The 23912-nt window shown below is 59.9% G+C and carries 13 protein-coding genes; 5 read left to right on the top strand and 8 right to left on the bottom strand.

Features of this window, described 5'->3' with window-relative positions; all coding sequences use genetic code 11:
* Positions 1 to 57: 57 nt before the first annotated feature.
* Positions 58 to 1860, bottom strand: a complete 1803-nt coding sequence (locus ACYSTU_RS08940; RefSeq protein WP_136492376.1) for an acyl-CoA dehydrogenase — start codon at positions 1858 to 1860, stop codon at positions 58 to 60.
* A gap of 260 nt (positions 1861 to 2120) precedes the next feature.
* Complete coding sequence (gene putA, locus ACYSTU_RS08935) at positions 2121 to 6074, bottom strand: trifunctional transcriptional regulator/proline dehydrogenase/L-glutamate gamma-semialdehyde dehydrogenase (protein WP_136492375.1); 3954 nt, start codon at positions 6072 to 6074, stop codon at positions 2121 to 2123.
* Between the two features lie 458 nt (positions 6075 to 6532).
* Between putA and putP the strand changes: the two genes are divergently transcribed.
* The 4 genes from putP (at position 6533) to ACYSTU_RS08915 (ending at position 11738) form a co-directional block, all read left to right on the top strand.
* Complete coding sequence (gene putP, locus ACYSTU_RS08930) at positions 6533 to 8017, top strand: sodium/proline symporter PutP (RefSeq protein WP_217864557.1); 1485 nt, start codon at positions 6533 to 6535, stop codon at positions 8015 to 8017.
* Between the two features lie 350 nt (positions 8018 to 8367).
* Positions 8368 to 10383 (top strand): type VI secretion system Vgr family protein, encoded by a 2016-nt coding sequence (locus ACYSTU_RS08925; RefSeq protein ID WP_498997541.1) that lies wholly within the window; start codon positions 8368 to 8370, stop codon positions 10381 to 10383.
* A complete protein-coding gene (locus tag ACYSTU_RS08920; RefSeq protein ID WP_498998133.1) occupies positions 10373 to 11086 on the top strand; it encodes a DUF4123 domain-containing protein in 714 nt (237 codons plus the stop codon). Before ACYSTU_RS08925 ends, ACYSTU_RS08920 begins: the two co-directional genes overlap by 11 nt.
* 331 nt (positions 11087 to 11417) lie before the next feature.
* Positions 11418 to 11738: a hypothetical protein gene (locus ACYSTU_RS08915; protein ID WP_122751665.1), complete on the top strand. Its 321-nt coding sequence runs from the start codon at positions 11418 to 11420 to the stop codon at positions 11736 to 11738.
* Positions 11739 to 11832: 94 nt separating this feature from the next.
* Here the strand turns inward: ACYSTU_RS08915 and ACYSTU_RS08910 are convergent, their stop codons facing one another.
* Positions 11833 to 12246 (bottom strand): T6SS amidase immunity protein Tai4 family protein, encoded by a 414-nt coding sequence (locus tag ACYSTU_RS08910; RefSeq protein WP_264364416.1) that lies wholly within the window; start codon positions 12244 to 12246, stop codon positions 11833 to 11835.
* 331 nt (positions 12247 to 12577) lie between these two features.
* Between ACYSTU_RS08910 and ACYSTU_RS08905 the strand changes: the two genes are divergently transcribed.
* The gene (locus ACYSTU_RS08905) at positions 12578 to 13417 is read left to right on the top strand and encodes a 23S rRNA (adenine(2030)-N(6))-methyltransferase RlmJ (RefSeq protein WP_016772007.1); all 840 of its coding nucleotides are present in this window, start codon (positions 12578 to 12580) and stop codon (positions 13415 to 13417) included.
* A 123-nt stretch (positions 13418 to 13540) separates the two neighbouring features.
* Here the strand turns inward: ACYSTU_RS08905 and msrA are convergent, their stop codons facing one another.
* The 5 genes from msrA to aceE form a co-directional block, all read right to left on the bottom strand.
* Complete coding sequence (msrA, locus tag ACYSTU_RS08900; protein ID WP_110644864.1) at positions 13541 to 14206, bottom strand: peptide-methionine (S)-S-oxide reductase MsrA; 666 nt, start codon at positions 14204 to 14206, stop codon at positions 13541 to 13543.
* A 195-nt stretch (positions 14207 to 14401) separates the two neighbouring features.
* On the bottom strand, positions 14402 to 17098 hold the full coding sequence (locus ACYSTU_RS08895; RefSeq protein WP_136492372.1) for a putative bifunctional diguanylate cyclase/phosphodiesterase: 2697 nt from the start codon (positions 17096 to 17098) through the stop codon (positions 14402 to 14404).
* Between the two features lie 254 nt (positions 17099 to 17352).
* Positions 17353 to 18750 (bottom strand): alkaline phosphatase D family protein, encoded by a 1398-nt coding sequence (locus ACYSTU_RS08890; protein ID WP_136492371.1) that lies wholly within the window; start codon positions 18748 to 18750, stop codon positions 17353 to 17355.
* 276 nt (positions 18751 to 19026) lie between these two features.
* Positions 19027 to 21006, bottom strand: a complete 1980-nt coding sequence (aceF, locus tag ACYSTU_RS08885) for a dihydrolipoyllysine-residue acetyltransferase (RefSeq protein ID WP_498997535.1) — start codon at positions 21004 to 21006, stop codon at positions 19027 to 19029.
* An 11-nt stretch (positions 21007 to 21017) separates the two neighbouring features.
* A complete protein-coding gene (gene aceE, locus ACYSTU_RS08880; RefSeq protein WP_024011316.1) occupies positions 21018 to 23663 on the bottom strand; it encodes a pyruvate dehydrogenase (acetyl-transferring), homodimeric type in 2646 nt (881 codons plus the stop codon).
* Positions 23664 to 23912 lie beyond the last annotated feature (249 nt).

Here is a 23912-nt window from a genome sequence, read left to right as displayed (position 1 = left end):
TGTCCTGTGGGAGCGAGCCTGCTCGCGAATGGTTTCAGTCGCAAAACAACTTGCAGATCAGAACCACTCCTCCCGCATCCCCAGACACGTATCATCCCGCGCCTCCAGCAAGTCCAGCTCATGCTGGCAACCCGGCACTTCCCATGTCAGGAAATACCGTGCCGCCTGCAACTTGCCCTTATAGAAGTCGACATCCGCCGAATTGCCTTTGGCCAGGCCTTCCTCGGCGCGGATCGCCTGCTCCAGCCAGCGCCAGCCGATCACTGCGTGACCGAACACTTTCAGGTACAGCGCCGAGTTCGCCAGGCTGCTGTTGACCTTGCCTTGGGCCAGATCGGTGAGCAGGCCGATGGTCACGGTTTGCAAGCGGGCCACGAGTTTTTCCAGCGGTTCGCGCAGGGTGGTCAACGAATCGTATGCAGTGGCACGTTCGGCCGTGTTGGCGATCAATCGAATCAGCTGCTTGAGACCGGCGCCACCGTTCTGCGCCAGTTTGCGCCCGAGCAAATCCAGCGACTGGATGCCGTGGGTGCCTTCGTGGATCGGGTTCAGGCGGTTGTCGCGGTAGTACTGCTCCACCGGATATTCACGGGTGTAGCCGTGGCCGCCAAGAATCTGGATCGCCAGTTCGTTGGCTTTGAGGCAGAACTCCGAAGGCCAGGATTTGACGATCGGCGTCAGCAGGTCCAACAGCTCATGAGCCTGTTTGCGTTCGGCTTCGGTTTCCAGCGTGGTGGTGTCATCGAACAAACGCGCGGCATACAGGCCGAGGTCAAACGCACCTTCGACGTAGGATTTCTGCGTCAGCAGCATGCGTCTGACGTCCGCGTGCTGAATGATCGCCACCGGCGCCGTGGTCGGATCCTTGCTGTCCGGCACCCGGCCCTGCGGCCGCTCACGCGCATATTCCAGCGAATACAGGTAACCGGCATAGCCGAGCATGACCGCGCCCATACCGACGCCGATCCGCGCTTCGTTCATCATCTGGAACATGTAGCTCAAGCCATGGTGTGGCTTGCCTACCAGATATCCGACGCACTCGCCGTTATCGCCGAAGTTCAGCGCCGTTGATGTGGTGCCGCGCCAGCCCATCTTGTGGAACAAGCCGGCGAGCAGCACGTCGTTGCGCTGGCCGAGGCTGCCGTCGTCGTTGACCAGAAACTTCGGCACGATAAACAGCGAAATACCTTTCACCCCCGGCGGGGCGTCGGGCAGTTTGGCGAGCACCATGTGCACGATGTTTTCCGACAGCGGATGATCGCCGCCGGAAATGAAGATCTTGTTGCCTTTGAGGCGATAGGTGCCGTCGGATGCGGGCTCGGCGCGGGTGCGGATATCCGACAGTGACGAACCGGCATGGGGCTCGGTCAGGGCCATGGTGCCGAAGAAACGTCCGTCGATCATCGGTTGCAGGAAGCGCTGTTTCTGCTCTTCGCTGCCGAAGCTCTCGATCAGATTGGCCGCGCCCATGGTCAGGAACGGGTATGAGGTCGACGCTGCGTTGGCGGACTGAAAGTGCGCGAAGCAGGCTTGCGACAGCAGGGTCGGCAATTGCATGCCGCCGGCCTCGAAGCTGCGTGCGGCGTTGAGAAAGCCGGCCTCGAGAAAGGCATCCACCGCCGGTTTCACTTCGGGAATCAGAATGGCCTGGCCATCTTCATAGCGCGGCTCGTTTTCATCGCCCTTGCGGTTGTGCGGGGCGAAATACTTTTCGGCGATGTTGCGCGCGGTGCCGATGGCGGCGTCGAAGGTCTCGCGATTGTGCTCGGCAAAGCGCTCGCGCCGGGTCAGGCCCTCGGCATCGAGGACTTCGTACAGCTCGAAAGCCAGATTGCGGGAACTGAGCAGCGTCTCGGACATGGCGGCCTACCTGGAAATTGGGGTTGGGCCGAGTCTAGGCGTGCTGATAAAGACTGAACAGGATGATTGATAAGCGTGATGTTGGAGCCGCGCGCGGACTTAACAGGCGCCGAAAACAACTGTGGGAGCTGGCTTGCCAGCGATGGCGGCAGTTCAGTCAACATTGATGGTTGACTGAAAAATCGCTATCGCTGGCAAGCCAGCTCCCACAGGGATTGTTGCTATGCCGGACACCTATGCAGGTGCCCGGTTTATCGGGTTTAACCGATCGTCATCAAGCTGGCATTACCCCCCGCCGCAGCGGTGTTGACGCTCAATGCCCGTTCGATTACCAGACGCTCCAGGGCAATGTTGGTCTCGCCCTGGGACAGGCCCTGAACGCCAACGATTGCACCGCCACGCTGGGCGATCTGCTGGCAGACGCCGCGCAACTGGTCGGAGTGGCCGTGATGCAGCACGGCATCGAACACCACTTCGTCCTTGTTCCAGTCGGCAACGCGCTTGATCCGCGCCTGCACTTCCTTCGGCAGGCGGGCGAATAGCGCCTTGGTCAGTTCGGTTTCCGGCCACACCGCCGAACCGCCCACCGCCAGCACCGCCGCCAGTTGCGTCAGCAGATCACCTTCAACTTCCGCCAGGCACAGCACGTGTTCGCGCGGCAGGATGGCGTAGCTGTTTTTCTCGCCGGTCGGGCCAGCCAGCACGCGGGTGATGCCGCTCTGCGATTGCGCAGCGTACTGAACGCACAGGGTGCTCAGGTCAGCGAACTTGTTGTTGTCGGCCCAGGCTTTCAGCGCGTTCAACGATTGGCTCATGGCATCGCGCAAACGCACGTCCGGGGCGCTGATGGCGTCACCGCGAGCGAAGGATTGCTCGATTGCGTCGCTAGGGCGCGTCGACAGCAGGCGGTACAGATACAGCGGGCCGCCGGCTTTCGGGCCAGTACCCGAGAGGCCTTCGCCGCCGAATGGCTGCACGCCGACCACGGCACCGACGATGTTGCGGTTGACGTAGACGTTACCGGCGTTGACGTTGTCGATCACCTTGGCGATGGTCTCGTCGATGCGCGTGTGCACGCCCAGCGTCAGGCCGTAACCGGAGGCGTTGATCTGGCCGATCAGTTGGTCCAGCTCCTTGCGCTTGTAGCGCACCACGTGCAGTACCGGGCCGAAGATTTCGCGTTGCAGTTCGTCGAAGCTTTCCAATTCGATCAGGGTCGGCATGACGAAGGTGCCGCGCTTGACCTCTTCGCTGTCGGCAATCGCCACCTGGTAAACATTGCGACCTTTGTCGCGCATGCCCTGGATGTGCTTGTCGATGCCGGCCTTGGCTTCGGCGTCGATCACCGGGCCGATGTCCACGGACAGACGCTCGGGGTTGCCGAGACGGCTTTCGGCCATGGCACCTTTGAGCATTTCGATGACGCGATCGGCGGAATCTTCCTGCAGGCACAGCACGCGCAGTGCCGAGCAACGCTGACCGGCGCTGTCGAAGGCCGACGACACCACGTCGATTACCACTTGTTCAGTCAAAGCCGAGGAATCGACGATCATCGCGTTCTGGCCACCGGTTTCGGCGATCAGCGGAATCGGACGGCCCTGGCTGTCGAGACGGCCAGCGATATTGCGTTGCAGCAAGCGCGCGACTTCGGTGGAACCGGTGAACATCACGCCTTTGACGCGTTCGTCACCGACCAGACCGGCGCCGACGGTTTCACCTCGGCCCGGCAGCAGTTGCAGCACGCCTTCCGGGATGCCGGCTTCGAGCATCAGGCGCACGGCTTGAGCGGCGACCAGCGGAGTCTGCTCAGCCGGTTTGGCCAGTACCGGGTTACCGGCGGCCAATGCCGCAGCGACCTGGCCGCTGAAGATCGCCAGCGGGAAGTTCCACGGGCTGATGCACACCACCGGACCGAGTGGGCGGTGGGCGTCGTTGCTGAAATCGTTGCGCGCCTGCACTGCGTAATAACGCAGGAAGTCGACCGCTTCGCGGACTTCGGCGATGGCGTTGGCGTAGGTCTTGCCGGCTTCGCGAGCCAACAGGCCCATCAGCGGCTGGATCTCGCCTTCCATCAAGTCAGCGGCACGTTCCAGGATCGCAGCACGTTCGGCCGGCGGGGTGGCCTGCCAGATCGGCGCGGCGTTCAGCGCGCATTGAATGGCGTTGTCGACGTCTTCGACGGTAGCTTCTTGAACGTGACCGACCACATCGCGGTGATCGGACGGGTTCAGAACGGCAACCGGCGTTTCGTTGCTGGAGGCGCAACCGAGCATCGGCGCGGCTTTCCAGTCGTTGTGTGCAGTGGCGAGCAAAGCGCAGGACAGCGAGGCCAGACGATGTTCGTTAGCCATGTCGATGCCGCTGGAGTTGGCGCGCTCGGCACCGTACAGATCACGCGGCAGCGGAATGCGCGGGTGCGGCAGGCCGAAACCGCCTTCCACGGTGGCCATCTGCTCGATTTGCGCCACCGGATCGGCCACCAGTTCCTGAATCGAAATCGACTGGTCGGCGATGCGGTTGACGAACGAAGTGTTCGCGCCGTTTTCCAGCAAGCGACGTACGAGGTAAGCCAGCAGGGTTTCGTGAGTGCCGACCGGTGCGTACACGCGGCACGGACGGTTCAGCTTGCCCTCTGAAACCTTGCCTACAACCTGTTCGTAGAGCGGTTCGCCCATGCCGTGCAGGCACTGGAACTCGTACTGGCCCGGGTAATAGTTCTGACCGGCGATGTGGTAGATCGCCGACAGGGTGTGGGCGTTGTGCGTAGCGAATTGCGGGTAGATGACTTCCGGTACCGACAGCAGTTTGCGTGCGCAAGCAATGTAGGAAACGTCGGTGTACACCTTGCGGGTGTAGACCGGATAGCCTTCCAGACCCTCGACCTGGGCGCGCTTGATTTCGCTGTCCCAGTACGCACCTTTCACCAGGCGGATCATCAGGCGATGACGGCTGCGGCGAGCCAGATCGATCACGTAATCGATCACGTACGGGCAACGCTTCTGGTAAGCCTGGATAACGAAACCGATACCGTTCCAGCCAGTCAGCTGCGGCTCAAAGCACAGGCGCTCAAGCAGGTCCAGCGACAGCTCGAGGCGGTCGGCTTCTTCGGCGTCGATGTTCAGGCCGATGTCGTATTGCTTGGCCAGCAGGGTCAGCGACAGCAGGCGCGGGTACAGCTCGTCCATCACCCGCTCGTACTGCGCACGGCTGTAACGCGGGTGCAGCGCCGAGAGCTTGATGGAAATGCCCGGGCCTTCATAAATCCCACGGCCGTGGGACGCTTTGCCGATCGAATGGATCGCCTGTTCGTACGACGCCAGATATTTCTGCGCGTCGACTTCGGTGAGTGCCGCTTCACCGAGCATGTCGTAGGAATAGCGGAAGCCCTTGGCTTCGAACTTGCTCGCATTGGCCAGTGCTTCGGCGATGGTTTCACCGGTAACGAACTGCTCGCCCATCAGGCGCATGGCCATGTCGACGCCCTTGCGGATCATCGGCTCGCCGCTCTTGCCGATGATGCGGCTCAGCGACGAGGTCAGGCCGGCTTCGTTGTGGGTGGAGACCAGTTTGCCAGTCAGCAGCAGACCCCAGGTCGCAGCGTTGACGAACAGCGAAGGGCTGTTGCCCAGGTGCGGATGCCAGTTGCCGGTGCTGATCTTGTCGCGGATCAGCGCATCGCGGGTGCCTTTGTCCGGGATGCGCAGCAGCGCTTCGGCCAGGCACATCAGCGCCACGCCTTCCTGGGACGACAGGGAGAATTCCTGCAACAGACCCTGAACAATGCCCGCACGACCGCCGGCACTTTTCTGGTTACGCAGTTTTTCGGCGATGGTCGCGGCGAGCTTGTTGGTGGCTTCGGCCATCGGTGCTGGCAGGCGCGCCTGCTCGATCAGCATCGGCACCACTTCCGGCTCAGGGCGGCGGTAGGCGGCGGTGATCGAAGCACGCAGCACGGATTGCGGCAGAATGCTCTCAGCAAATTCGAGGAAGCATTGGTGAGCGTGATCGGTCTGCACTTCGCCTGCGTCATCGGCGTCTTTGGCGGTCAAACCGTTCAACTCGGTCAGGGTTGCACCACCCTCGAGTTTTTCCAGGTAATTGAAAATTGCCTGCTTGATCAGCCAGTGCGGCGTGCGATCAATCGAGGTTGCGGCAGCCTTCAGGCGCTCGCGGGTCGGGTCATCGAGTTTGACCCCAAGGGTGGTGGTAGCCATATTTTTATCCTCATGGTTGCCACAGTTGCGTGGCATCAGCTGGCCGCAAGATTAGCCGTGCGTTGAATGAGGTGCAACCGGGTGCAACCCTTTTTTTGCCGGAATAATACGCAGCTCGTCAGGAAATAATTTCTGGTACGAAAGTGCTGCTCCTGCTTGGTGCTTTTGCTTCTAGCAAAGAGCCATGACTGCGACAAAAGGGAGCAAAAACGGGGTGATCGTCGATTAATCCGACTGGGTGCAACTAATTCTCGCGAAACTGGTTGCACCTTATTTGCTTTGTTGCATAGCATTCGCCGCCAAGGTGCAACCGGGAATAACCCGGTGCACCGGCTGATGGCTTTCCTGGGGAAACATCAGTCTTAAATGCGCGGGATCCCGGATCGTCTGCCAAACGTCGTCGTTTGCGAGCGGTTCACCACCGCCGCTACATAAAAACAAAGCCAGGGCGTAACTCAATGAGCGTAAGCAATCCAACCCTGATCACGTTCGTGATCTACATCGCAGCAATGGTGCTGATCGGCTTGATGGCCTATCGCTCCACCAACAACCTTTCCGACTATATTCTCGGTGGTCGCAGCCTCGGCAGCGTCGTCACCGCGCTGTCTGCCGGTGCCTCCGACATGAGCGGCTGGTTGCTGATGGGCCTGCCGGGCGCCATCTACATGTCCGGTCTGTCCGAAAGCTGGATCGCCATCGGCCTGATCGTCGGTGCCTACCTGAACTGGCTGTTTGTCGCCGGCCGTCTGCGTGTGCAGACCGAGCACAACGGCGATGCCCTGACTCTGCCGGATTATTTTTCCAGCCGTTTCGAAGATAAAAGCGGCTTGCTGCGGATTATCTCGGCGATCGTGATTCTGGTGTTCTTTACCATCTACTGCGCTTCCGGCATCGTCGCTGGTGCCCGTCTGTTCGAAAGCACGTTCGGCATGACCTACGAAACGGCGCTGTGGGCCGGTGCTGCGGCGACGATTGCCTACACCTTCATCGGCGGTTTCCTCGCAGTGAGCTGGACCGACACCGTCCAAGCCACGCTGATGATCTTCGCGCTGATCCTTACGCCGATCATCGTCCTGCTGGCCACAGGCGGCGTTGACACCACGTTCCTCGCCATCGAAGCGCAAGATCCAAGCAACTTCGACATGCTCAAAGGCACAACCTTCATCGGCATCATCTCGCTGATGGGCTGGGGTCTGGGCTACTTCGGCCAGCCGCACATCCTCGCGCGTTTCATGGCGGCGGATTCGGTGAAGTCGATCGCCAAGGCGCGTCGCATTTCCATGGCCTGGATGATCCTGTGCCTGGGCGGCACCGTTGCGGTGGGCTTCTTCGGTATCGCTTACTTCTCGGCGCACCCGGAAGTAGCCGGTCCTGTGATCGAGAATCCGGAGCGCGTGTTCATCGAACTGGCGAAAATCCTCTTCAACCCATGGGTTGCCGGTGTACTGCTGTCGGCCATTCTGGCTGCGGTGATGAGCACCCTGAGCTGCCAGTTGCTGGTGTGCTCGAGCGCCCTGACCGAAGACTTCTATAAAGCCTTCCTGCGCAAATCCGCTTCGCAACTGGAGCTGGTCTGGGTCGGTCGTGCCATGGTGCTGCTGGTAGCCCTGATTGCTATCGCGCTGGCTGCCAACCCGGAAAACCGCGTACTGGGCCTGGTCTCCTACGCCTGGGCCGGTTTCGGTGCTGCATTCGGTCCGGTGGTGCTGATTTCGGTGGTCTGGAAAGACATGACCCGCAACGGCGCACTGGCCGGTATTCTGGTCGGCGCGATCACCGTGGTGGTCTGGAAGCATTTCGAACTGCTGGGTCTGTACGAAATCATTCCGGGCTTCATCTTCGCCAGCCTGGCCATCTACTTTGTCAGCAAGGCGGGTGAACCGACTCGCGGCATGGTTGAGCGTTTCGAGGCAGCGGAAAAAGACTTCCATCTGAACAAGTGATGGACTGAGCTTCGGCTCACATGAAAACGGCCCGTTTCCTAGAGGAAGCGGGCCGTTTTTTTGTGCCTGTGATTTCTCGAATTCTGTGGAAATCCATTGTGGGAGCGAGCCTGCTCGCGAATGCGATTGATCATTCAATGAATGTGTCGACTGACATGCCGCTTTCGCGAGCAGGCTCGCTCCCACAGGGTGGGTGGCAGGTTTGATTGAATTGTCTGTAGTCGAACGGCCGAATTAACAAGGTCCTTTCAGCAAACCACGTAGGGCAAATCTGAATTTCCCGTCACCTGCTCGGCACCCCTTGCCCCTCATGCAGAATCGCCCGCCCTCACACTGCAGAGAGACATCGGATGTTCGCGCCTGCCAATCAACCGCGTTTCACGTTGACCCTCGAAGGCGCCCGGCATGACCTCAAAGTCCTTGAGTTCACGGGCAGGGAAGCCATCAGCCAACCCTTTCGCTTCGAGCTGGAACTGGTCAGCGAGCGGCCGGACCTGGATCTGGAAAGCCTGCTGCATGGTCAGGCGTTTCTGAGTTTCGATGCTCAGGGTTGCGGTATTCATGGTCAGATTTATCAGGTCGGACAGGGTGATTCCGGGAAACGTCTGACATGCTATCACCTCAGCCTTGTCCCGCGTCTGACGTATCTGGGGCATCGCATCAACCAGCGTATTTTTCAGCATCAGAGCGTGCCGCAAATTGTCACGCAGATCCTCAAGGACCATTCGATCCTGCGCGATGCTTTTGAATTTCGCCTGGGCAGCGAATACCCGGAGCGCGAATACTGCGTGCAATACGCCGAAAGCGATCTGGCCTTTATCCAGCGCCTGTGTGCCGAAGTAGGCATTCATTACCACTTTCAACACAGCCCCGAAGGCCATTTGCTGGTGTTCGGCGACGACCAGACCGTATTCCCCAAGCTGCCCGCGCCGACGCTGTATTTGCCGGGCAGCGGCATGTCGGCGGGCGCGCCGGCGATTCAGCGTTTCAATGTGCGCGTGGAAACCCGCACCAGCGTCGTCACCCGGCGCGACTACAACTTCGAAAAACCACGGCTGTCTCTGGAAAGTCGCAGTGACGGCGAGCAGCGTCCGGTGCTGGAGGACTATCATTTCCCCGGCCAATTCAGTGATCGTGAAACCGGCAAACAGCTGACTCGGCGAGCGCTGGAACGGCACGTCGCCGATTACTGTCAGGCCGAGGGCAGCAGCGACGAATCCTCGCTGGTCTGCGGCCATTTTCTGCAACTCACCGAGCATCCGCGCAGCGACTGGAATGATCTGTGGTTGCTCACCTGTGTCGAGCATCGCGGCCGTCAGCCGCAGGTGCTGGAGGAATCGGTGACCAGCGATGGCGAATCCTTTCAGGGCTACCGCAATACTTTCGTCGCCACGCCGTGGGACGTGGTCTTTCGTCCGGCGCTGTGCCCGGAAAAACCGCGCATGTCGGGCTACCAACCTGCCGTGGTCACCGGCCCGAAAGATCTGGAAATCCATTGCGATGAATACGGACGGGTCAAAGTGCAACTGGCCTGGGATCGTGATGGCGAACTCAACGAGCACTCCAGTTGCTGGCTGCGCGTCGCGACCGGTTGGGCTCACGATCACTACGGCAGCGTGTTGATTCCGCGAGTCGGCATGGAAGTGCTGGTCGGCTTCATTGATGGCGATGCCGACAAACCGCTGGTCATGGGTTGTTTGCCGAATGCGGCGACCCCTGTGCCGCTGGATCTGCCGGCAGACAAAACCCGCAGTATCTTCCGCAGCCAGAGCAGCCCTGGCGGTGGCGGTTATAACGAACTGCGCATCGAGGACAAAAAAGGCGCCGAGGAAATCTACCTGCGTGCCCAGCGCAACTGGACCCAGCATGTGCTCAACGACCAGCAGCTGCAGGTCGATAATCAGCGCAGTGTGGTGGTCACCGGCACCGCCCGCCATGAACTGAAGGCCGACGAGCAACGCATCACCCACGGCCAGCGCCAGACCGAAGTCAGGCAGGATGATCATTTGTCCGTGCTCGGCGACCGACAGGTTCGGGTAAACAGCCAGGCCACCAGCGCCTCGGCGCAGATCCATATCAGCGCAGGCCAGCAAGTGGTCATTGATGGCGGCGCGAGCGCGACGATTCAGGCCGGCGGACAGTGGATCAACATCGGCCCCGGCGGAATTTTCAGCAGCGTGCCGATTGTTGTGGGCGGCGCGCCAATGGTGGCGACCAGTGCTGCGCCGTTGGTGCCGGGATTGCCGGAGAAACTGGCCGCTGCGCCGGCGGCGATTCTCACCGCCGCACAGATCATGAGTCTCAAAGGTGATGCGCCTTTCTGCGAAGAGTGTGAGCGGTGCAAGGACGGTGTCTGTGCAGCCTGAACAATTGACGCCCGAACAATGGCTGGCGCGGCAGCCGCTGCATGCGTCGGAGCAACTGTTCGCCATTTTCGGCCGTGCCAGCGACGCCGATGCATTCAAAGCCTGGCAGGGCACGGCAAATCCGGTCTGGGCCGAGACCATTTATGCCGAGTGGGACGCGGTGATGCCCTATGTGGGAATTGTCGCTGCAGACAGTGAGTTTTTACGTTGGGTGACGCAAACCGACTCGCGGGACTGGGGGTGGCTGGCGGTGTCTTCGGCGGATCTTGACGTGCTGGTCGAACATTTCCGCAGCCTGACTCAAGTGCTGATGCCGGACGGTAAAGCGGTGTTTTTTCGCTTTTGGGATGGTCGGTTTCTGCTGCCTCTTTTGCACTCTGACGAGGTCATTCCCGCGCAATGGCTGCCAGTCGTTTCACGAGCCTTGATCAATGGCCAGGCCATTGAAATCGGGGGCCGTGCGCTGGTTTCGGGGCGGGTCTTTCCGTGGTGGAGCGTGCCGCAATCGCTGTTGGCGCAGACTGATGCAAGCGTACGCATCGCCAATGCTTTGCAATGGCTGAGCGAGGAGCAACCGGCCGTGTTCGAGGCGTTTCCCGAGGCTGTTTTGCGCTGCAAGGTCGGGCAGTTTTTCAAATTATCGATGTCGGAAGATTCGTCACGATCGGCGCTTCTGGAGTTTTTGCTGGCAGAGGCAGAGTGAAATTTCGGGGCAAACGCTTCGGACGTTTCCTTCGAATCGCGGCGGCTTTCATGAACTGGTGCGTGGTGAGTTGCAGGGATAGTCTTTTCGTTGTCACTGCGAGAGCGGTGGCAGGGTGAAGGATCCCCGCATTCATGACGTTACAGTTCGTTGGCTTTTTGCGGCACTTGGTTCAAGTCCGTAAGATCGTTCGCGGCGGCTGTGCGTGGGGCACGCTTCGGCGTGGCCGAGGTCCATGATTGCTCGGTTCCTACTCCTGCGCACAGCTGCCACCCTAACCCGTAGGAAGGTGTGATGGCGGCTCACGTTTATCAATCATGGGGCCCGGAAAATGACCAATATGCATACTGATTCACCCTACGAAAAAATCACGCCTCACCCCGACAACCGCTTCATGGCCCTTACCGGCAATTGCAGCGACATGCCCAGCCTGTTCGTCGACACCCATGTGCCTCTCGACATCCTCATGGACGCTGCCAACCACCGCATCCGCGCCGTGGTTCAGGTCCTGGAAAACATGTGCATGCGCGGCTCGATCGAATGCGACTCCGTGATCCTCAGCGACTTCGCCCTGCTGTGCGCCATCCCATTGCGCGATGGCTGTGATGTGCTCGATGTCATCGGCAAGCGCTTGCGCAGCTTGCCCGCCTGAAGATCGAAAGGCCGCAGCCTTCGGCAGAGTGAGCGCCTATCCCATGTGGGAGCCGCCGAAGGCTGCGATCTTTTAATTGATTGAAATCGGGGGGTCAGTCAGAGATGTAGGCATCTTGGGTTTTGATAAAGCGGTTGAACGCTTCGGAGTTGTAGATCTTCAGGCACGCAAGGAACACCACTTTTTCATTTGAGAGTTTGCTGCGTGACGGTGTCTGCTGGTAAGCCGCCGATATGTAGCTCAGTGTTTCTTTATAGGGATCGTGCAGCACTTGCAGCGTGTCTTCATCTTGCAGGATGGAATGTAGGCCGTTGCCCATGAATGAATAGGCATTGGCGGACAGCGCAATGTCTTTTTCCAGCGCTGAGCGTTCGTTGAATGGCTTCAGAATGCAGTGGCCCAGCCCGTAGTTCTTTAGTGTCTGGCGTGCCTGTTCAATGTGGGTTTCGTCGGCAAGGGCGAGGTATGGACTTAGAAGGCTGAGTGAACAGATGATGAGATACCGCATGAGTTTTTGACTTCCTGTCGTTCATGGTTAGCCAGTTTAACGCCATAAAAGCAAAGCCCCTCACCCTAGCCCTCTCCCAGAGGGAGAGGGGACTGACCGAGTTGTCTGGGTGATGTACGCCGACTTGCGACTTCAGTGGTGAACTTCGCTTGGCCAAGCCTGAGATCACGTGGATCATTCAGGTCGACGTAATTCGCAAGATCGCCACCGTCAGTCCCCTCTCCCTCCGGGAGAGGGCTAGGGTGAGGGCAGGCTTTTTGTCCGCTCGGCCGCCAACCCCTGACTTGCCGACCGGTAAAAGGTAAACTTTGCGGCCCTCGCAGGAGCAGCCATGAATTATCGTCACGCCTTCCATGCCGGCAATCACGCCGATGTGTTCAAACACCTGACCTTGACCCGCCTCATAGCCCTGATGTCGCGCAAGGAGCAGCCGTTTGCCTATCTCGACACGCACGCCGGCATTGGTCTGTATGACTTGCAGGGCGATCAGGCCAATCGCACCGGCGAGTACCTGGAAGGCATTGCGCGGTTGTGGGATCAGCCGGACCTGCCGGCGCTGACCGCTGATTACATGAAGGTGCTGCACGAGATGAACCCGGATGGCCAGTTGCGCTATTACCCGGGTTCGCCGGAGCTGGCACGGCGTCTGACGCGGCCGCAGGATCGGGTGATGCTCAACGAGAAGCACCCGGAAGATGGCGTGTTGCTCAAGGACAACATGGCCGGCGATCGTCGAGTGAAAGTGCATCTGGGCGAGGGCTGGCATGTGGCGCGGGCGATGTTGCCGGTGCAGGAAAAGCGCGCGGTGATGCTGATCGATCCGCCGTTCGAGCAACTCGACGAGATGCAGCGTTGCGCGGCGTCGATGAAAGAAGCCATCGGCCGCATGCGCCAGACTGTGGCTGCGATCTGGTATCCGGTGAAGGATCAGCGTGCACTGCGGCGTTTCTATCAGGACCTGGCAGGCACGGGTGCACCGAAGTTGCTGCGTGTGGAGCTGCTGGTGCATCCGCTGGACACGCCGAACAGCCTGAACGGTTCCGGGCTGGCGATCGCCAATCCGCCGTGGGGGCTGGAGGAAGAACTGCGGGAGCTGCTGCCGTGGTTGTCGAAGAAGCTTGGGCAGACCCAGGGTGGCTGGCAGATGGATTGGTTGATTGCCGAGAGTTGATCGCCGAGCGATCGTTCCCACGCTCCGCGTGGGAATGCCTCAATGGACGCTCTGCGTCCGCTGTCAGGACGCGGAGCGTCCCGGGCTGCATTCCCACGCAGAGCGTGGGAACGATCAGTCGGGCTAGTTGCCCGCAAGGCTCGCAGGCATGCACACGCCGGTGCCGCCAATCCCGCAGTAACCTTCAGGGTTTTTCGCCAGATACTGCTGGTGATAGGCCTCTGCAAAGTACACGGGCGGGGCTTGGTCGATCTCGGTGCTGATTTCACCCAGACCGGCCTTGGCCAGTTCCGCCTGATACACGTCTTTGCTTTTCAGTGCCGCATCCAGTTGCTCCGGGGTGGTCGCGTAGATCACCGAGCGGTACTGAGTGCCGATGTCGTTGCCCTGACGCATGCCCTGAGTCGGGTTGTGCAGTTCCCAGAACATCGCCAGCAGTTCCTCGTAACTGACCTGGGCCTTGTCATACACCACCAATACCACTTCGGCGTGGCCGGTCAGGCCCGAGCAGACTTCTTCGTACGTCGGATTCGGCGTGAAGCCGCCGGCGTAACCGACGACTGTGCTGACCACGCCTTCGCGCTGCCAGAAACGTCGTTCCGCGCCCCAGAAGCAACCCAGACCGAAAATCGCGAAGTCGACGTCCTGAAAGAATGGACCGAGCAGCGGGGTGTCTTCGAAGACGAAGTGTTTTTCCGGCAGGGTCATCGGGGTTTCGCGGCCGGGCAGGGCTTGTTCTTTGGTTGGAAGCACGTTTTTGTTCACCAGAATTTCCGAGCGCAGAACCATGAGCGTTCCTCTCAGTCAGGTTGGAGGTAAAAAGTCAGACCGCCAGTGTGCCGAATGATGCCGGAATTCGCACTATCAAAACTGTGGGAGCGAGCCTGCTCGCGAAAGCGGGGTGTCAGGCGACGAAGATGTCGACGGTTTTATCGCCTTCGCGAGCAGGCTCGCTCCCACAAGGGATCTTCATAGAAGCCGGCGTTAGAGACAGAGCGGGCCGCGCGGATAGCGCTTGAGCGCTTTGATCAGCTCATCACCCGGAATCGGTCGGTCGAACAGATAACCCTGACCGACGTCGCAACGATGCCGGCGCAGGAACGCCAGTTGCTCGGCGGTTTCGATGCCTTCGGCGACGACCTTGAGTTTCAGGTTGTGGGCCATGGCGATCACGGCGGAGGTGATTTCCATGTCGTCCTGGTTGTCGGGGATTTCATGGATGAAGCTGCGATCGATCTTGATGATGTCGATCGGGAATTTCTTCAGATAGCTCAGCGACGAGTACCCGGTGCCGAAGTCATCCATGGCCAGGGTCAGGCCCAGGCGCTTGAGCTGGTCGAGCTGCAAATGCGTGTCTTCGGTGGCTTCCAGCAACAAGCCTTCGGTCAGCTCCAGTTCGAGCAGACTGGCCGGCAGCGCTTCTTCCCTGAGGATGTTGGCGATCGAGGCGACCAGATCCGGATCGGAGAACTGTTTCGGTGACAGATTGATTGCCACCTGCAGATTGCCCAGGCCGGCAGCGGTCAGGGATTTGCTCATGCGGCAGGCCTGACGGGCGATCCATTTGCCGATCGGAATGATCAGGCCGGTTTCCTCGGCGACGCTGATGAACTGGTCCGGGCGAATCATGCCGCGTTCCGGATGGTTCCAACGCAACAGCGCTTCCATGCCCAGCAGGCGACCGCTGCGCAGGCACAGCTTGGGCTGGTAGAACACGTCCAGCTCGTTCTGCGTGAGGGCGCGGCGCAGGTTGTTCTCGACGAACAGTTTGTAACTGGCTTCAGCGTTCAGCGCTTCTGTGAACACCTGCAACTGGTGTTTGCCGTTGGCCTTGGCCTTGTGCAGTGCCAGACCGGCGTTGCGCATCAGGGTCTGCGGATCGCGCCCGTGTAGCGGCGCGCAGGCCAGGCCGACGGAGCCGGTGACGCTGATCAATTGGTTATCGACGAACATCGGCTTGTCGAGGGTCATCAGCAACTGACTGGCGATCTGCTGCCCGGCTTCAAGGTCGGTGTCGTCGAGCAACACGGCGAATTCGTTACTGGCAAAACGCGCCAGGCTGCCACTCGGGCTGAGGCTGTTGCGCAGGCGCCGGGCGAGGCTGATCAACAGTTTGTCGCCAGTCTGGTGGCCGAGGCTGTCGTTGATCCGCTTGAAGTTGTCGATGTCCACCAGCAACAGGCTGATCGGCGTATCGCTGTCGCGGGCGAAGCGCTCGTCGAGATTGCGGATGAATGCCGGACGGTTGCCGAGGTTGGTCAGGTTGTCGGTGTAGGCCAGGCGCTCGATACGTTGCTGCGCGAGTTTGGTCTGGGTGATGTCTTCGTAGATGCCGATGTAATGCGTCAGCTCACGGTTATCGCCATAGACCTTGGAAATCGACAGCTGGCCCCAGTACGGTTCGAGGTTCTTGCGGCGGCTTTTGAATTCGCCCTGCCAGCTGTTGCTCTGGGCCAGCGCCGAGGGCGCGTCGAACAGCAGTTCGCTTAGGTTTTCCAGCGCCGGCAATTCCGACAGGCGCTGGCCGTGGACTTCCTCGGTGGTGTACTGGGTGATCGCAGTGAAGCTCGGGTTGACGTACTCGACCACGCCGTCACAGTTGACCAGCAAGAAGGCGTTGGCGCTTTGCTCGACCGCGCGCTGAAACAGGTGCAGGGCGCTGGTGGCGGTGCGCCGGTTGTGATTGTTGATTACTTGTGCGAACTGGTCGGCCAGCTCACCGGCAAAGGCGATTTCGTCGGACTGCCAGGCGCGGGTGACGCCGGTCTGTTCCAGGCACAACACGCCGACTACCTGGCCGTCGACGCGAATGCTGGCATCGAGCATGGCGTTGACGTCACGCGGACGCATCGCCTCGGCCATCTCGCGGGTGCGCGGGTCGTGCATGGCGTTGTGCGCATCGATGGCGCGGCTGCTGTGCAGCGCTTCCATGTAATCGGGGAAGCCGCTGATATCGATCGGCTCCGGCAGCAGGTATTCCTGAGTTGCGCGGTGGTAGGCGGAGATCGGCAGCAAGCGCTGGCCTTCGAGGTTCCACAGGCTGGCGCAGTCGATTTCGTAGATATCGCAGGCGCAGCGGGTGATCAGCTCGGCGGCTTCCTGCAGCGAGTTGTGCGTGCTGTAGCGCTGGCGTGCGAGCAGCAGAATCAGATCCTGCTGGGCACGCACGCGCTCCAGATGCTGCAGTTGTTCCTGCTGGGCACGCTGGTTCAGCTCAAGGGCGATTTGCAGGCGCGAGTTCTGGGTTTCCAGATCCACCGAAGGCAGCACCTGGGTTTCGTCGAACACTTCGTCGACGGCCAACAGGTAGCCGCGCAGCAAATGCCGGTTGTGCTGTTTGTAGGCTTCACCCAGTTCGAGGATGTTCAACGCGCCGGCGGCGGTGTGCAGGGTGTAGCGCACCACGTAATGCGCGCTTTTGCTTAGTTGCTGCTGGATCGCGTCATGCAGTTGGTAGCGCGCTTCGGGCTCCATCAGGCTGGCGTAGGGCGAGCCGACCAGTGCGCAGAGCTCGACGGCCGGCTGGCCAAACTGGCGTTCGCAGTTGGGATCGAGGAACAGCATTGCCCAACTGGCTTCATTCAAGCGCTCGAAACGCAGCATGCCGAGCCGCGAGGGCACAGGCAACTGCGTCACTACCTCGGCCGCCATACGGCTGGCGGCATCGGGCTGGCTCTTCATGAAGGAAACTCGCTTGGAAATATGCTGAATGCGCCGGGCTCTCGCCCTCTTGTCTGTTGGCTGCGGCAAGGTTGCATCATTGCGGCACCGACTGACAAGAGAGATGAAGGCCAAGTGCTATAAGAATATGTCGGCTGCAGTGAACATTTCTCCAGTGCACAACTGAAATGAGCAAAAGATCGCAGCCTTGAACAGCTCTTGCAGGCGCCACGTAGCCATGTAGGCGCTGCCAAAGGCTGCGATCTTTTGGTGTTTCAACGCAATTTCATACTGATCGACTGCAACTTCTTGCCATCGCGGTCATGGTAATTGACCAATATCTGATCAGCTTCAACGACCACATGCGCAAAATTGTCCTGACTCACTACCGCACTGGTGAGCTCGTGCCGATAATCCCCGGCCGCCGTGCGCACCAGCGGTTGATCGAGGATAAACGTTGAAGCCTTGGCATACGGCAGCAATTTGCTGTTGTGCAGCGGCGAGGACACGATGGTGTGCACCTCGAAATCGGTGTCCTCGCTGTGAGACAGGCGACTGGTCAGCGAGCCATGGACGTCGCCGGAAACGAACACCACGTTCTTGATCCGGTGAGTGCGGATGGTTTCCAGCAGGCGCAGACGCTGCTCGGGAAAAGCTTTCCAGGCATCGTCACCGTTGAACTTGCGATCGGGATAGAACATCACGCTGGTCACCACGAACTTCACCCGTGCCGGGCTATGGATCAGCCATTGCAGCAGGGCCTGTTCTTGCTCGATGTCGAGAATGCGCCGGTCATCCTTCGACAAGTTGCGTCGGGTGCGACTGTCGGTGACGAACCAGGCGATATCGCTGTCGCCGAACTGATACCAATAATGCTTCAAGGTATTCCGGTCTATCTGGCCCTCGCTGTTATATGCGTAAACCGGGCTGTGGCTGGCTTGATAAAGTTCATAAGCGGCCATGGCGTTGCGATACAAGTCCTTGTCCGCATCTTTTGCATTGGCGGGCCAGTTATCTTCTATTTCATGATCGTCGAGCATCATGTAAGTCGATGTATTGGACATCAATCGTTGAATATTCGGTTGCGAGAATGCCGTTCGATACTTCTTCAGAATGTCTTTGGCTTCGCGATCCGGTGCAATGATATTCAAATCATCTACATACACTTGATCGCCGGTCATGATCACTGCGCTGACGGGTAGATGACTGTTCTCGACAAGTTGATTGATCGAGCCAAAGATGCGATCGCCCAGTTGCGGCAACGAAGCAATCCCCGCGGTGATCCGCAGATAACGGCAAGATCCGACGATAAAGCCCCGGGGCTGGCTGGCTTGCGCGGTGCGGGTACGAAAGCGGTAGAGCTGTCGCGGCCATTGCAGTGGAAACTCCACCACTGTGTCGATGGTGTGTACCGGATTCATCGGGCTTAACCAGCCGGCTTGATATTCGTATTCACAATCGGCGTCCAGATCCTGTAAGACCAGTACGCCCGACATGTCGTTGGCTGGGTGCAAAAGTGCAAATACGCTGTTGGACCATTTTTCCGTTCCGGCCTTGCGCGCGCGAACTCCGGCAAATACGCGTTTTTTGTCCTGTTGTTCGCCGCGCATGAAAATGCGAACTTCGTTAGTTGTGGCGTGGCCCACGATGGGGCCGATAGTCGGTTTGAACATGATCGATTCCGTTCGAGATTTTAATAAGATGAATTAAATAAGCGGAGCGCATTGAAGCAACTTTCCTGAGCAGAGGTTAGTTGGCCGGCGGCAGAAAATATTGGCGTTAAGTGGACCAGACCTGTGGCCGATGTCAGCGCAGGTTGTAGGAAAGAGCCGCGATCCGGTTTATTTCAGGCAAAAAAAAGCCCCGTCAATTGACGGGGTTGAGGTACGAGCGTGTGGCGCTCGAAAGGGTGCAGCAAGCGGCCCTCCGTCGCCGGAGGGCCGTTTGGGTTACAGCAGGATGGTGCGGATGTCGCCCAACAGGCTGCCCAGACGCTGAGTGAAGCGTGCAGCTGCAGCGCCGTTGATCACGCGGTGATCGTAGGACAACGACAGTGGCAGCATCAGCTTCGGCTGGAAGGCTTTACCGTCCCAGACTGGCTGGATGGTTGCCTTGGAAACACCAAGGATCGCCACTTCCGGCGCGTTGACGATCGGCGTGAAGCCGGTGCCGCCAATATGACCGAGGCTGGAAATGGTGAAGCAGGCGCCCTGCATCTCGTCCGAGGACAGCTTCTTGGTGCGGGCTTTTTCAGCCAGCGAAGCCGCTTCGGCTGCCAATTGCAGCAGGCTCTTCTGGTCGACGTTCTTGATCACCGGCACCAGCAGGCCATCCGGGGTGTCGACGGCGAAGCCGATGTTCACGTATTTCTTGCGGATGATCGCCTTGCCGCTTGGTGCCAGCGAACTGTTGAAGTCCGGCAGCTCCTTGAGCAGGTGCGCGCAGGTCTTGAGCAACAGCGGCAGGATGGTCAGCTTGACGCCAGCCTTCTCGGCCACGGCTTTTTGCGCTACACGGAAGGCTTCCAGCTCGGTGATGTCCGCCGAGTCGAATTGCGTGACGTGTGGCACGTTGAGCCAGCTGCGGTGCAGGTTGGCAGCGCCGACCTGCATCAGGCGGGTCATCGGCACTTCTTCGATTTCGCCGAAACGGCTGAAATCGACCACCGGGATCGGCGGGATGCCCGCGCCACCGGTAGCGCCGCCAGCAGCGGCCGGTGCTTCCTTGGCCTTCTGCATCATCGCCTTGACGTAAACCTGCACGTCTTCCTTGAGGATGCGACCGTGCGGACCGCTGGCGCCAACGGCGCTCAGCTCGACGCCGAACTCACGAGCCAGTTGACGCACGGCAGGACCGGCGTGAACTTTGGCGCCCGGCTTGGCCGGTGCGGCGGCTGGAGCGGCAGCAGCAGGTGCAGCGGCCGGAGCACCAGCGGCAGGTGCCGGAGCGCTCGGAGCAGCAGCGGCGGCAGCTGGAGCCGGGGCAGCAGCAGGGGCCGCGCCTTTGACTTTCAGCTTGAGGATCAGGTCGCCGGTACCGACTTCGTCATCGAGCTTGATCGAAACGCTTTCAACCACGCCAGCGGCAGGCGATGGAATTTCCATGCTCGCCTTGTCGGATTCCAGGGTGATCAGCGACTGGTCGGCTTCGACAGTGTCGCCGGCCTTGACCAGCACTTCGATGATCTTCGCCTTGCCGGCCGAACCGATGTCCGGGACGTGGATGTCCTGAACGCTGTCGGCAACCGGTGCAGCCGGAGCAGCAGCCGGGGCTGGCGCAGCGGCAGCAGCAGGCGCAGCAGCCTGAGCCGGAGCGGCCGCAGCCGGAGCGGCCGCAGCCGGGGCCGCAGCACCCGCCACTTCCAGATCCAGAATCAGATCGCCAGTGCCGACTTCGTCGTTGAGCTTGACGCTGATGGCTTTGACCACGCCAGCGGCAGGCGACGGGATTTCCATGCTGGCCTTGTCGGATTCCAGAGTGATCAGCGATTGATCAGCTTCGACGCTGTCGCCGACCTTGACCTGAATCTCGATGATCTGCGCCTTGCCCGACGAACCGATGTCCGGCACGTGCACTTGCTGTACCGAAGCGGCAGCAGGGGCAGCGGCAGGCGCGGCAGCAGCAGGTGCCGCAGCCGGTTTCTCTTCGGCTTTCGCAGCAGGTGCGGCGGCAGGTGCAGGGGCCGCTTCAGCGGCGCCCTCGACTTCCAGCTCGAGCAGTTCGTCGCCTTCTTTCAGACGATCGCCCAGCTTCACTTTCAGGCTCTTGATGACGCCGGCTTTCGGGGCCGGCACTTCCATGCTGGCCTTGTCCGATTCCAGGGTCAGGATGCTCTGGTCGGCTTCGATGCGGTCGCCGACCTTCACAAACAGTTCAATTACTTCACCTTCACCGCTGCCGATGTCAGGTACGCGAATGAGTTCGCTCACAAAATGTCTCCTCAGCAGTCCAGTGGGTTGCGTTTTTCCGGGTCGATGCCGAACTTGGCGATGGCTTCGGCCACAACCTTAGGTTCGATATCACCACGGTCAGCCAGTGCTTCCAGGGCTGCCAACACCACGAAATGACGGTCGACTTCGAAGAAATGACGCAGTTTCTTGCGGCTGTCGCTGCGGCCGAAACCGTCGGTGCCCAGGACTTTGAATTCCTTGGACGGTACCCACTGACGGATCTGCTCGGCGAACAGCTTCATGTAGTCGGTAGAAGCAATGACCGGACCTTTACGGCCGTTCAGGCACTCTTCGACGTAGCTCAGCTTAGGCTTCTGGCCAGGCTTGAGGCGGTTGCTGCGCTCTACAGCGAGGCCGTCGCGACGCAATTCGTTGAAGCTGGTAACGCTCCACACGTCGGCGCCGATGTTGAACTCTTCACGCAGGATCTTCGCCGCTTCACGCACTTCACGCAGGATGGTGCCGGAGCCCATCAGCTGAACGTGGTGCGCCGCATCGCGAGTGTCTTCCTCGAGCAGGTACATGCCTTTCTTGATGCCTTCTTCGGCACCGGCCGGCATGGCTGGCTGCTGGTACGACTCGTTCATCACGGTGATGTAGTAGAAGATGTCCTGTTGCTCTTCGGTCATCTTCTTCATGCCGTCCTGAATGATCACCGCCAGCTCGTAGCCGTAGGTCGGATCGTAGGTGCGGCAGTTCGGGATGGTCGCGGCCAGCAGGTGGCTGTGACCGTCTTCGTGCTGCAGACCTTCACCGTTCAGGGTGGTCCGGCCGGCGGTGCCGCCGATCAGGAAACCACGGGTACGGCTGTCGCCAGCGGCCCAGGCCAGGTCGCCGATACGCTGGAAGCCGAACATCGAGTAGAAGATGTAGAACGGCAGCATCGGCTGGTTGTGGCTGGAGTACGACGTACCGGCAGCGATGAACGAGCTCATGGCACCGGCTTCGTTGATGCCTTCTTCAAGGATCTGACCTTTCTGGTCTTCCTTGTAGAACATCACCTGGTCTTTATCGACTGGCTCGTAGAGCTGGCCGACGGAGGAGTAGATACCCAGCTGACGGAACATGCCTTCCATACCGAAGGTACGGGCTTCGTCCGGGATGATCGGGACGATGCGCGGGCCGATTTCCTTGTCCTTGACCAGTTGCGCGAGGATCCGCACGAAAGCCATGGTGGTGGAAATTTCACGGTCGCCCGAGCCATCGAGGATGGCTTTCAGGGTGTCCAGATCCGGAGTCGGTACGCTGAAGCTCTGCGCGCGGCGCTGCGGCACGAAACCGCCCAGTGCGGCACGGCGCTCGGCGAGGTAGCGGGCTTCGGCGCTGTTTGGCTCGGGCTTGAAGAACGGCAGGTTCTCCAGCTCTTCGTCCTTGACCGGGATGTCGAAGCGGTCGCGGAACAACTTCAGGCTGTCGACGTCGACTTTCTTGGTGTTGTGCGCAGTGTTTTTCGCTTCGCCGGCACCGGTGCCATAACCCTTGATGGTCTTGGCGAGGATGACGGTCGGTTGTTCCTTGTGGTTGACCGCTTCGTGGTACGCCGCGTAGACCTTGTACGGGTCGTGGCCGCCACGGTTGAGTTTCCAGATCTCGTCGTCGGACAGATCGGCAACCATTGCCTTGAGTTCAGGCGTGTTGAAGAAGTGCTCGCGAACGAACGCGCCGTCTTTGGCTTTGTAGTTCTGGTATTCGCCGTCGATGACTTCGTCCATGCGACGTTGCAGGATGCCGTCGACGTCCTTGGCCAGCAGCGGGTCCCAGAAACGGCCCCAGATGACTTTGGTCACGTTCCACTGCGCACCACGGAACACGCCTTCGAGTTCCTGGATGATCTTGCCGTTGCCGCGAACCGGGCCGTCGAGGCGCTGCAGGTTGCAGTTGATGACGAAGATCAGGTTGTCCAGCTTCTCGCGGCCGGCCAGGGAGATCGCGCCCAGGGATTCCGGCTCGTCGCACTCGCCGTCGCCCAGGAAGCACCAGACTTTCTGTTTGCCCGGCTGGATGAAACCGCGGTGCTCCAGGTACTTCATGAAGCGCGCCTGGTAGATCGCCTGGATCGGACCCAGACCCATCGATACGGTCGGGAACTGCCAGAAGTCAGGCATCAGCCAAGGGTGCGGATAGGACGACAGGCCTTGACCATCGACTTCCTGACGGAAGTTGTTCATCTGGTCTTCGGTGATGCGACCTTCCATGAAGGCACGGGCGTAAACGCCTGGCGAGGTGTGGCCCTGGAAGTAGATCAGGTCGCCGCCGTGTTCGTCGGTCGGGGCCTGGAAGAAATAGTTGAAGCCGATGTCATACAGGGTCGCACTGGAAGCGAAGCTGGAGATGTGACCACCCAGGTCCGAATCTCGCAGGTTCGTGCGCATTACCATGGCCATCGCGTTCCAGCGTACCAGCGAGCGAATGCGGCGTTCCATGAACAGGTCGCCAGGCATGCGTGCTTCGTGGGTAACGGGGATCGTGTTGCGGTAAGGCGTGGTGATCGCGTAAGGGAGCTGCGAGCCGCTGCGGGTCGCGAGTTCGCCCATACGGGTCATCAGATAGTGAGCACGGTCTTCGCCTTCTTTGTCGAGAACCGATTCCAGGGCGTCCAGCCATTCCTGGGTTTCGACGGGATCGAGGTCTTGCATGGCTTGCTCCAGGGCGGAAAGGCTTCCAGAATCGGTTGCCTGAGTTTGCGACTGGCCTTGTGGGCAGACGATTTAAAATTCTTGGATTGCCGACAGGTTGTTCCGGCGGCGTGTAGTTTTACTACAAATCTTCCGGCATTTCAGCCCTTCGAATGTATAGACGAGTAGTAAAACTACAGATGAAAGGCTTGTGGCCTCCGACTGCGTTGTGAGAATAATCGTTAAGGCGGGTCGATTTCCATCCGAATA

It is taken from the genome of Pseudomonas glycinis (assembly GCF_054871425.1).
The sequence above is the reverse complement of the archived record's forward strand: the minus strand, read 5'-3'. Positions and strand labels throughout refer to the sequence as shown.

Excerpts from the sequence above, each read along its gene's own strand:
- ACYSTU_RS08940 (WP_136492376.1), bottom strand. The coding sequence starts at position 1,860 with ATGTCCGAGACGCTGCTCAGTTCCCGCAATCTGGCTTTCGAGCTGTAC.
- putA (WP_136492375.1), bottom strand. The coding sequence starts at position 6,074 with ATGGCTACCACCACCCTTGGGGTCAAACTCGATGACCCGACCCGCGAG.
- putP (WP_217864557.1), top strand. The coding sequence starts at position 6,533 with ATGAGCGTAAGCAATCCAACCCTGATCACGTTCGTGATCTACATCGCA.
- ACYSTU_RS08925 (WP_498997541.1), top strand. The coding sequence starts at position 8,368 with ATGTTCGCGCCTGCCAATCAACCGCGTTTCACGTTGACCCTCGAAGGC.
- ACYSTU_RS08915 (WP_122751665.1), top strand. The coding sequence starts at position 11,418 with ATGACCAATATGCATACTGATTCACCCTACGAAAAAATCACGCCTCAC.
- ACYSTU_RS08910 (WP_264364416.1), bottom strand. The coding sequence starts at position 12,246 with ATGCGGTATCTCATCATCTGTTCACTCAGCCTTCTAAGTCCATACCTC.
- ACYSTU_RS08905 (WP_016772007.1), top strand. The coding sequence starts at position 12,578 with ATGAATTATCGTCACGCCTTCCATGCCGGCAATCACGCCGATGTGTTC.
- msrA (WP_110644864.1), bottom strand. The coding sequence starts at position 14,206 with ATGGTTCTGCGCTCGGAAATTCTGGTGAACAAAAACGTGCTTCCAACC.
- ACYSTU_RS08895 (WP_136492372.1), bottom strand. The coding sequence starts at position 17,098 with ATGAAGAGCCAGCCCGATGCCGCCAGCCGTATGGCGGCCGAGGTAGTG.
- ACYSTU_RS08890 (WP_136492371.1), bottom strand. The coding sequence starts at position 18,750 with ATGTTCAAACCGACTATCGGCCCCATCGTGGGCCACGCCACAACTAAC.
- aceE (WP_024011316.1), bottom strand. The coding sequence starts at position 23,663 with ATGCAAGACCTCGATCCCGTCGAAACCCAGGAATGGCTGGACGCCCTG.